General features: G+C 71.3%; 3 protein-coding genes. 2 read left to right on the forward strand and 1 reads right to left on the reverse strand.

Going from position 1 to position 1,897, the window contains the following annotated elements; genetic code table 11:
* Nucleotides 1–610 (forward strand): universal stress protein (locus ABZV34_RS38985; RefSeq protein ID WP_356287884.1); only part of this gene is annotated, 610 nt, incomplete at its 5' end.
* 85 nt (nucleotides 611–695) lie between these two features.
* Here ABZV34_RS38985 and ABZV34_RS38990 read toward each other — a convergent pair.
* Nucleotides 696–1,049, reverse strand: coding sequence for a hypothetical protein (locus ABZV34_RS38990; RefSeq protein WP_356287887.1), 354 nt, complete (start codon nucleotides 1,047–1,049; stop codon nucleotides 696–698).
* A 101-nt stretch (nucleotides 1,050–1,150) separates the two neighbouring features.
* Between ABZV34_RS38990 and ABZV34_RS38995 the strand changes: the two genes are divergently transcribed.
* Complete coding sequence (locus ABZV34_RS38995; protein WP_356287890.1) at nucleotides 1,151–1,816, forward strand: NUDIX domain-containing protein; 666 nt, start codon at nucleotides 1,151–1,153, stop codon at nucleotides 1,814–1,816.
* Nucleotides 1,817–1,897: the final 81 nt, after the last annotated feature.

Below are 1,897 nucleotides of genomic sequence, written 5' to 3' on the forward strand. Positions count from 1 at the left end.
CGTGGACACCCTGGTCGCCGAGGCGGCCGGTGCCCGCGCGCTGGTGCTCGGTTCGCGCGGCCACGGCGCGGTCGTGGGCTTCCTGCTCGGTTCGGTCGGACAGCAGGTGATCGCCGAGGCGGGCTGCCCCGTCGTGCTGGTGCGCGCCGACGACCGGGCGGCACCCGAGGCGGCGGGCCGGGAGATCGTCGTGGGTCAGCAGGGCGAGCCCGACGACAGCGCGGCGGCCCTGGAGTTCGCGTTCGAGACGGCGGCGGCCCGTGGCGCCGGGGTACGCGCGGTACGTGCCTGGAGCCTGCCGCCCGTGTTCGCCTACAGCCCGGGTTCACTGAAACTCCTGGACGAGGCCGGTGGTCTGGAACCCTACGAGACGAAGGCGCTCACCGAGGCGTTGCGGCCGTGGCGTGAGCGGTTTCCCGGTGTACCGGTCACGCCGCACGTCGAGATGGGGAGCGCGGGCCAGGTCCTCCTCGCGCAGACCGCCCGCGCCCAGCTGATCGTCGTCGGACGCCGGGCGCAACGCTCCGCGCTGGGTTCACGGATCGGTTCGGTCGCGCACGCGGTGATCCACCACGCTCCGTGTCCGGTGGCGGTGGTCCCGCACTCCTGAGCCCGGGCAGGCGCGAAGCCCGTTGCCGCCTCGCCGTGCCGCCTCGCCGTGCTGCCGCCCGGGGCCACGGCGAGACGGCCGGCGGCTACTCGTTCTCGGCCCTGGACATCCGCAGGGCGAGGTCCTGGAGCAGATCGGCGGACTTGATGTCGGTCTGTCCGGAGTCGTGGACGTCGGCGAGCTCCGAGAAGAGGAAGGCGAAGGCACCCACGAGGGAGATCGTGGCGGGCAGATAGGCGTCCGCGACGGCCTGTCCCGCCTCCGCGGGTCCGGCGTCGGCGGGCACCTCGACACGGGGGAAGACCTCGGTGACGAGCGCACCGAGTTGTGTCTCGGTCGATTCGGCCCCGGCGTCCTCGTCCTGGGCGATCCTGCGGACCATCGCGTTGGTCTCGGTGAGCACGCCGATGGCGCGCAGGATGATCTCCGTCTGTTCCATGCCGAGAGCCTAGACGGGCGAAGCCCCGCTGTGGCCTCGATGTTCGTGCCGCGATGATAGACAGTGGCCATGAACGACCATTCCCGCGCGGACCGCGCACGATGACCGCCGGCATCGACACCCCGGACCGCCGGGGCCGCACCGGGCTCGACCGGACGGGCCTGGGCCTGACCGGCAACCCCCGGGTCAGGGTCCGGGACGTGAAACTCCTGTCCAGCCACTGGTACGTGGAGCGCACCACCACCTTCGACTTCCGGCACGCCGACGGTACCTGGAGCACCCAGGAGCGCGAGACGCACGACCGCGGCAACGGAGCCACCCTCCTGCTGTACGACACCGAGCGCAAAACTGTTTTGCTGACCAGGCAGTTCCGCTACCCGGTGTACACCAACGGGCACCCGGACGGAATGCTCGTCGAGACACCGGGCGGACTGCTCGACGAGGCGGACGAGCACCCCGAGGTCGCCGTGCGCCGTGAGGTCGTCGAGGAGACCGGGCACACGGTCGGCGCGGTCCAGCACGTGTTCGACGTCTACATGAGCCCGGGCTCGGTCACCGAGCGGGTGAGTTTCTACGCCGCCCCCTACGGGCCGTCCACCCGCACCCACGAGGGTGGCGGCCTGGAGGAGGAGGGCGAGGACATCGAGATCGTCGAACTGCCCTTCCGTGACACCCTGGCCATGATCCGCGGCGGGCAGATCGCCGACGCGAAGACGATCATGCTGTTGCAGTGGGCCGCCCTGGAGGGTCCGTTCGCGGGCACTTGACCTGAAGTGCTCTTCGAGTCGCGGACTCCCCTTCGGGCCCGCGGATGCCGGGCCATCCCGCTGGTCGGGTTGTCGTCCGTG

It is taken from the genome of Streptomyces sp. NPDC005195, from assembly GCF_040608315.1.
Lineage (GTDB): Bacteria > Actinomycetota > Actinomycetes > Streptomycetales > Streptomycetaceae > Streptomyces > Streptomyces kaempferi.

Excerpts from the sequence above, each read along its gene's own strand:
- ABZV34_RS38990 (WP_356287887.1), bottom strand. The coding sequence starts at position 1,049 with ATGGAACAGACGGAGATCATCCTGCGCGCCATCGGCGTGCTCACCGAG.
- ABZV34_RS38995 (WP_356287890.1), top strand. The coding sequence starts at position 1,151 with ATGACCGCCGGCATCGACACCCCGGACCGCCGGGGCCGCACCGGGCTC.